This is a genomic window from Hominisplanchenecus murintestinalis (genome assembly GCF_943193015.1).
Taxonomy (GTDB): Bacteria; Bacillota; Clostridia; order Lachnospirales; family Lachnospiraceae; genus Hominisplanchenecus_A; species Hominisplanchenecus_A murintestinalis.
This window is the reverse complement of record NZ_CALPCM010000004.1, coordinates 123,905-131,837: the sequence shown is the minus strand read 5'-3', so window position 1 is coordinate 131,837 and position 7,933 is coordinate 123,905. Positions and strand designations below refer to the sequence as shown.

The window sequence follows — 7,933 nt, the reverse complement described above, 5'->3', positions numbered from 1 at the left end:
GCTGCGGCGCAGCGGCCTTTTTTTGCTTTTACTCCATGCCCTGTTTTTCCACTTCCGCAATCGCCGATTTCCGCATAGGAATGCGGCAGTTTTTGTTGCTTCCGAATTCAACAATCACATCTTCTTCGGTGATGTCAATCAGTACGCCGTAAAATCCGCTGTTCGTCACTACGCTATCGCCGATTTCCATTTCTGACAACATAGCTGCAACCCTTTTCTGCTCTTTTTTCTGCGGCCTGATCGCCATAAAATACATGATACCCACAATGATAATCACATAGAAAATGAGTACCCCGATTCCCATTCCTGCACCGGCCGCCTGCGTTAATAAATTCATTTTGTTTCCTCCTACGTCCTATACTGCTTTTTAAAATTTTTCCAATCTTATCTATCATACACAATTTGTCCCAGTACTTCAAGTGTTTTTCCTCAAGAAACAAAAATTAAAAAAACGAAAAAAATGCTTGCTTTTTCATAGAAGTTGTAGTAACATAGAGAAGTCGGAAACGCATGGTCCGTTGGTCAAGCGGTTAAGACGCCGCCCTCTCACGGCGGAAACAGGGGTTCGATTCCCCTACGGACTGTTTGCTTTCATACACAGGAGAGCATAAAATGGGGAAACAGGGAGTGTTTTTCAACATTCCCTGTTTTGTATTTCAGAAATTTTCATTGTATCATGATTCAGGGCAGGTCTGCTTCCGCAGTCCTGCCCTGTTACTTCTGTTGGTTTGTATCTTTTATATCCTCGCCACGCCGCTCTCAACCGCTGCTTTTCTGACAGCTTCCGCTACGGCATCTTTCACCCTGCTGTCAAATGCAGCCGGAAGTATATAGTCTGCTGTCAATTCCTCGTCACTAACCAGCCCTGCAATCGCATAAGCCGCCGCCACTTTCATCTTATCATTGATATCCGAGGCCCTCACATCCAGCGCGCCCCGGAAGATTCCCGGGAAACAAAGGACATTATTTACCTGGTTCGGAAAATCCGAACGCCCCGTGGATATCACTGCCGCGCCCGCAGCTTTCGCCTCATCCGGAAAGATTTCCGGCGTAGGATTTGCACAGGCAAAAATAATCGGATCCTTTGCCATACTCCGAACCATATCCTGTGTAAGAGTCCCCGGAGCCGATACGCCGATAAACACATCTGCACCCTGAACCACTTCCGCCAATGTTCCCTTCTCATGCTTAAAGTTTGTAATTTTCGCCATTTCCTCTTTTATCGGATTGAGCCCTTCCCTGCCTTCATAAATCGCCCCCTTACGGTCTGTCATGATAACATTTTTCAGTCCCATGGACATCAACAGCCGGATAATTGCAATTCCTGCCGCGCCTGCTCCGGATGTGACAATTTTTACATCCTCCAGCTTCTTCCCTACCAGCTTCAGGGCATTGATAATACCCGCCAGTGTGATAACTGCCGTTCCATGCTGATCGTCATGGAAAATCGGGATATCACAGCACGCTTTCAGTTTCTTCTCAATCTCAAAACACCGCGGTGCAGAAATATCTTCCAGGTTCACGCCCCCAAAACTTCCAGCCAGCAGCTCTACGGTCTTTACAATTTCATCTACATCCTTGCTGCGGACACACAGCGGAATCGCGTCCACATCCCCAAACTCCTTAAAGAGTACACATTTCCCTTCCATAACAGGCATTCCGGCCTCTGGCCCGATATCGCCCAGCCCCAGGACAGCCGTTCCATCTGTTACGACTGCAACCGTATTCCAGCGCCGTGTCAAATCAAAGCTTTTATTCACATCTTTCTGAATTTCCAGACATGGCTCAGCAACGCCAGGCGTATACGCCAGGCTCAGCGCCTCTTTTGAATCAACAGCCGCCCTCGACTTTATTTCCAGCTTCCCCTTTAAATCATAATGCATCTTTAAAGACTCTTTTGCATAATCCATCTTTATTGTCTCCCTTCTATATCGACTTTTCCTTTTTTGAACGTGTCTGTCTTAATCGTTTTTGGCGCCTTTCCTTTCAGCTGTACGCTTTTCACCGATGCCTCTTCCCCTTCTTTCCTCAGCCTATTTTTCTTTGTGCTCTTTGCATAAAAACCACTGACTTTTTTCATTATACTACATCGCGATAAGAAATTCCACCGGATAACATCAAAAAGCAATCCGCCAATTTCATTTTAAATTGAAAGAAAAAGTTACCATCCTAATCTCCTCAAATGGTAACTTTGTCCTTAAATCTCTGAAATTTATTGAACCGCTTTGAATGCCTCTCCCAAATCCTGAATAATATCATCTATATTTTCTGTTCCCACCGAAAGCCTGATAGTATTCGGTTTAATACCCTGTTCAGTCAGTTCCTTATCAGTGCACTGGCTGTGGGTAGTAGTTGCCGGATGGATAACCAGAGATTTCACATCCGCCACATTCGCCAACAAAGAAAATAGCTCCAAATTATCAATAAAATCTTTCGCTTTCTGCGCATCTCCTTTGATTTCAAACGTAAAAATCGAGCCGCCGCCCCTGGGGAAATATTTTTTATACAATTCCTGCTGCACGGCATCCTCCGCCACCGACGGATGGTTCACCCTTTCTACCTGCGGATGGCCATTTAGATACTCTACCACTTTCAGCGCATTTGATACATGACGCTCCACACGGAGAGAAAGCGTTTCCAGACCCTGCAGCAGCAAAAATGCATGAAAAGGTGAAAGCGTCGCCCCTGTATCCCTCAGGAGAATCGCACGGATTTTCGTCACAAACGCAGCAGCGCCGGCCGCTTTTGTAAAGCTGATGCCGTGATAACTTGGATTAGGCTCGGTCAGGGATGGAAATTTGCCGGAAGCTTTCCAGTCAAACTTTCCACTGTCTACGATTACGCCGCCCAGCGTCGTCCCATGCCCGCCAATGAACTTCGTTGCGGAATGTACAACAATATCCGCTCCATATTCTATAGGTCTTACCAGATACGGCGTAGCAAATGTACTGTCTACCACAAGGGGAATCTTATGCGCATGTGCAATCTCTGCCACCTTTTCAATATCGACCACATCAGAATTCGGGTTTCCCAGCGTCTCGATAAAGAGCGCTTTTGTATTCTCCTGAATCGCCGCCTCTACCGCATCATAATCAAAAATATCTACAAATGTAGTCTGAATTCCATACTGCGGCAGCGTATGTGCCAGCAAATTATAGGAACCTCCATAAATATTTTTTGCTGAAACAATATGATCCCCGTTCTGAGCCAAATTCTCAATCGTATACGTAATCGCCGCCGCCCCAGACGCCACAGCCAGAGCCGCAACGCCGCCCTCCAGCGCTGCAATTCTCTTCTCAAAGACGTCCTCCGTCGGATTGGTCAGTCTCCCATAAATATTGCCGGCATCTGACAGCCCAAACCTTGCCGCAGCATGATCACTATTTCGGAACACATAAGAAGACGTCTGGTAAATCGGCACTGCTCTCGCGTCTGTAGCAGAATCCGGCTGCTCCTGTCCTACATGAAGCTGCAAAGTTTCAAACTTAAATTTCCTGTTTTCCCTTGTTATTTTTTTACTCATAATATGTCCTCCTCATTCTGTATAAATCTTCCATTCCATCACTGCTTACTCCGTAAATAAAGGCGTAGAATAATATCGGTCGCCCGTATCCGGCAACAGCGCTACTATGGTCTTTCCTTTATTTTCCGGGCGTTTTGCCAGCTGAATCGCGGCGGATAGCGCAGCTCCTGATGAAATTCCCACCAGAATCCCTTCTTTCTTCGCTATCAGTTTTCCAACAGCAAACGCATCCTCATTCTCAACCGCAAGAATTTCATCATAGATAGAAGTGTTCAAAACTTCTGGTACAAATCCGGCTCCAATTCCCTGAATCTTGTGCGCGCCGCCTTTTCCTTCCGAAAGCACCGGAGATGCTGCCGGCTCTACTGCCACCACTTTTATTTTTTCATTTTTAGTTTTTAGATATTCTCCCACACCTGTAAGCGTTCCTCCCGTACCTACTCCGGCCACGAAAATATCCACTTGTCCATCCGTATCCTTCCAGATTTCCGGTCCTGTAGTCTGCCTGTGCGTTTCCGGATTTGCCGGATTCACGAACTGTCCCGGAAGAAAGCTTCCGGGAATCTCTTTCGCCAGCTCCTCTGCCTTGGCAATCGCTCCTTTCATCCCTTGCGCCCCTTCTGTAAGCACCAGCTCCGCACCATATGCTTTCAAAATATTCCGTCTTTCCACGCTCATTGTTTCTGGCATAGTAAGAATTATCCGATACCCCTTAACCGCCGCAATCGAAGCCAGGCCAATTCCTGTATTTCCTGATGTCGGCTCAATAATGACAGAGCCTTCCTTCAAAATCCCTTTCTCTTCGGCATCCTCAATCATACTCTTAGCTACCCTGTCTTTTACACTTCCGGCCGGATTAAAATATTCTAATTTTGCCAGGACTCTGGCCTCCAATCCCAATTCCTTCTCAATATTAATCACTTCCACCATAGGCGTGTTCCCTATCAACTCCAAAGCGCCCCGATAAATAGTTCCCATAATTCCTCCTTCTTTAATTCCTACTTATTTGATATGAATTATTTGATTTATCTGCATTATATTCCTGTTATTCCTACTTGTCAAGTATAAATTCAAACAACAAAAAAAAGCAGAGAACAGGAGCACATTATTCCTGTTCTCTGTTTTTTACTAATTGTCGGAAAATCTGTAATATTCGTGGCCTCCATATTCAAATAGACGCTGCAGTGTTCCGTCAAACCACTGCGTATTATGTGATTCCGCACTGGAACGTGCCATAAAGAATAGCGCTCCTTCCGAATAATCCTCGCCAGCCAAAGCTCTGTCTACTGCCTGATATGTGTCATCTGTAATTTCCACAGTATAAATTCTGCCGTCCAGTGTAGGGGAAAACTGCGCCGTTCCGCCTCTTTTATCCCAGATTACTTCATAAATCGTATCCGGAAAACGGCTGTCTGCCAAACGGTTCAGCACCACATTCGCAATTAAAATTTTACTTTTAATATCTCCTCCTGTGGCTTCTGCCTCTACAATCCGCAGCAGAGAATAATAATCATCTGATGCCATATGGTTTTTGCGTACTGCCTGCTGTGCATAATAGCCAATGCCTCCAGCCCGGCTCGTCCCTTTCCCAAGAGCAATTCTGTTCAATGCACCCCTGCGTATCTGGGAAGGGCCTACCAAAACTTCTTCATTTTCTGTTGTAATATTTACAGAAGAAACTGCTTTTGAATACTTTTCGATACTCTCTATCGAATTTGCAATCCCCATAACGCCTGTCTGCAGCCCTCCGGCCGCTACAGTTTCTTTCTCCCCGCCGCGCATATCCGAGGCATAAACCGCGTACACTTTGCCCTTACTGTCTCCGGAAAACCCCGAAAACAGCATCGACACTACCGCTACTACCGTCACACATGAGATTATCGTTGTAAAACTGCGTTTTTCCAGTGCTTTCATCCGACACAAGCTCTCTTTTAAAATCACCTGCATCAACCGCATACGGTACTCTCCTTTTTTCCAAAAATTCCTTAGCTTTCCAAGTACCTGCATTATATTGAATCTAAAAGTATGTGTCAAGGCGAATTTCACATTTTCGTAACAATTAACATGCGCATCTTAAGTCAAATTATCTATTCTGTAAATTATCCACTATTTTTCTGCTGTTTAAAAGCACAATTTTATAGAATATGCCCAAGGCTTTTATCTCGCCTTAGGCATATTTCCCAAGTGTTTTTGCGACATTTTACGACATTTCCACAATTTATCCTTCTATTTTAATTGCTTTTTTAGCATTTTCACAACCCGTAACATTTCTGCAATATTTGTATTTTTTTGTAAAATCTAGTCAGCCTCTTTGTTATTAATCGCCGTCAGCAGAGCATTTATGGAAGCCCTGATAATATCCTGGTCAACGCCTGCCCCCCAGAACATCCTGCCTTCTTTATCCCGGATTCCCACATACGCAATAGCCCTTGAGCTGGAGCTCTGCTCTAATGCATGTTCCTGATAAGTAATCAAATCATACTCCAGGCGGAACTGCTTTTTCAATGCATTGCTCACTGCATTCAGACGCCCGTTTCCTGCCGCAATAGCAACTTTCTGCTCGCCTTTATAATCTACAGTCACTTCAGCAATAATTCCGTTGTGCTGTTTAAAATGTACTTCTGTAATACTATACGGCACTGTGACATCTTCAAATTTCTTTTTGAACAAATCAAAAATTTCTTCCGGCAGCAATTCTTTATGCTGGTCGTCGGACACTGCTTTTGCCGCATACCCCATAGCTTCCCGCATCTTTGCCGGAAGATTCAATCCAAAATTATGCTCCAGAATATATCCTACGCCGCCTTTCCCGGACTGGCTGTTGATTCGGATGACGTCTGCCTCATAGTGTCTGCCAACATCTGTAGGGTCAATAGGCAGGTACGGTACCGTCCATTGTTCCTCGCCATGTTCTTCCCTGTATTTCATCCCCTTCGCAATCGCATCCTGATGGGAACCCGAAAATGCCGCAAATACCAATGCACCGCTATACGGGCTTCTCATATCAATAGACATTCCTGTATATTTTTCATACGCCTCACAGATAGATGGCATATCAGAAAAATCCAGCTCCGGCTCAATCCCCTGAGAATACATATTCATCGCCAAAGTCACAATATCAACATTCCCTGTTCTCTCCCCGTTACCAAAAAGCGTGCCCTCAATCCTGTCTGCACCTGCCAAAATCCCCATTTCCGCATCTGACACGCCGCAGCCTCTGTCGTTATGAGGATGCAGGGACACAATAACATTTTCCCTATATTTTAAATTGTCACATAAATATTCCACCTGGCTGGCATATACATGGGGCATAGAATGCTCCACCGTACTAGGCAAATTAATAATCGCTTTTTTATCTGCCGTAGGCTTCCACACATCCAAAACCGCATTGCACACTTCCAGCGCATACTCCGGCTCTGTTCCCGTGAAACTTTCCGGACTGTACTCGAAAGAAAAATTCCCCTCTGTCTCATCTGCCAGCTTTTTCAGCAGTGCAGCTCCGTCCACCGCAATTTTCAGGATTTCTTCTTTCGACTTATGGAATACCTGCTCCCTCTGCGCCACAGAAGTAGAATTGTACACATGGACTACTGCTTTCTTGCAGCCGTCTAATGCATCAAATGTCTTTCTGATAATATGCTCCCTCGCCTGGGTCAGTACCTGAATCGTTACGTCATCCGGAATAAGCTTCTGTTCAATTAAAGCTCTCAGAAAATGATATTCCGTATCAGAAGCTGCCGGAAAACCCACTTCAATTTCTTTAAATCCGATTTTTACCAGCAGTTTAAAGAAATCAATCTTCTGTTCCAATGACATCGGGACAATCAGAGCCTGGTTTCCATCACGCAAATCTACACTGCACCAAATAGGGGCTTTTTCTACACGATCCTTTTCTGCCCATTTCATAGATGGGACGGGCGGCATAAAATACTGCTTTCTGTACTTTGTAACGTTCTTCATTTTCATTCTCCTTTTCTAATAATCATTCCATAGCAAAATCCGGCTGGGAACTCCCGTGCACGGGCATGTACCGTCAGCCGCAAAACTGTTCGACAGCCTTTTAGGACAAAAGAAAAAGCCTATCATCTCTAAGACATCTTATTGCCTGATAGAGACGAAAGACTTGCTGTCTGCCTTACGCGGTACCACTCTACTTTATGAATTCCTCACTGCTGCTTCATCTTTCAAAATCTGCCGCAATGATTCGTCCATCACTCATTGGATACGGGATAAACTCCTTATATCCTGCCCTGATAACGGTAGGAAATCCGTCTGCGTCTACTCTCCCTAAATCTTTTCAGGAATTTCGGGCAGCCGCTCCGAGGTGAGTTCCAACTCTCCTTCCACTGCCTCACATCACCCGGCAACTTTCTGAATTCAGGACAAGCTGTACTATTCCTCTTCTCTGCA

Annotated in this window: 7 protein-coding genes and 1 tRNA gene; 1 reads left to right on the top strand and 7 read right to left on the bottom strand. The window is 45.2% G+C overall.

The genetic code is table 11. From position 1 onward, the window contains the following. Nucleotides 1-28: 28 nt before the first annotated feature. Entirely contained in the window at nt 29-337 is a 309-nt protein-coding gene (gene yajC, locus NFR99_RS03180) for a preprotein translocase subunit YajC (protein ID WP_120483916.1), read from the bottom strand. A gap of 175 nt (nt 338-512) precedes the next feature. Here yajC and NFR99_RS03175 point away from each other — a divergent pair. Beyond that, nucleotides 513-584, top strand: a tRNA-Glu gene (locus tag NFR99_RS03175). 153 nt (nt 585-737) lie between these two features. On the opposite strand, the gene NFR99_RS03170 is transcribed toward NFR99_RS03175, so the two are convergent. The 6 genes from NFR99_RS03170 to NFR99_RS03145 all read right to left on the bottom strand — a co-directional run bounded on the left by NFR99_RS03170 (nt 738) and on the right by NFR99_RS03145 (nt 7,483). Then, the gene (locus NFR99_RS03170) at nt 738-1,910 is read right to left on the bottom strand and encodes an NAD(P)-dependent malic enzyme (protein WP_120483915.1); all 1,173 of its coding nucleotides are present in this window, start codon (nt 1,908-1,910) and stop codon (nt 738-740) included. Nucleotides 1,911-1,912: 2 nt separating this feature from the next. Next, on the bottom strand, nt 1,913-2,080 hold the full coding sequence (locus NFR99_RS03165) for a hypothetical protein (RefSeq protein ID WP_160216375.1): 168 nt from the start codon (nt 2,078-2,080) through the stop codon (nt 1,913-1,915). 132 nt (nt 2,081-2,212) lie between these two features. Continuing rightward, on the bottom strand, nt 2,213-3,523 hold the full coding sequence (locus NFR99_RS03160) for an O-acetylhomoserine aminocarboxypropyltransferase/cysteine synthase family protein (RefSeq protein ID WP_251352694.1): 1,311 nt from the start codon (nt 3,521-3,523) through the stop codon (nt 2,213-2,215). Nucleotides 3,524-3,568: 45 nt separating this feature from the next. Further along, the gene (gene cysK, locus NFR99_RS03155; protein ID WP_120483913.1) at nt 3,569-4,501 is read right to left on the bottom strand and encodes a cysteine synthase A; all 933 of its coding nucleotides are present in this window, start codon (nt 4,499-4,501) and stop codon (nt 3,569-3,571) included. Nucleotides 4,502-4,651: 150 nt separating this feature from the next. Beyond that, complete coding sequence (locus NFR99_RS03150; RefSeq protein ID WP_158604863.1) at nt 4,652-5,479, bottom strand: cell wall hydrolase; 828 nt, start codon at nt 5,477-5,479, stop codon at nt 4,652-4,654. 342 nt (nt 5,480-5,821) lie between these two features. Continuing rightward, on the bottom strand, nt 5,822-7,483 hold the full coding sequence (locus NFR99_RS03145; RefSeq protein ID WP_120483911.1) for a 2-isopropylmalate synthase: 1,662 nt from the start codon (nt 7,481-7,483) through the stop codon (nt 5,822-5,824). Nucleotides 7,484-7,933 lie beyond the last annotated feature (450 nt).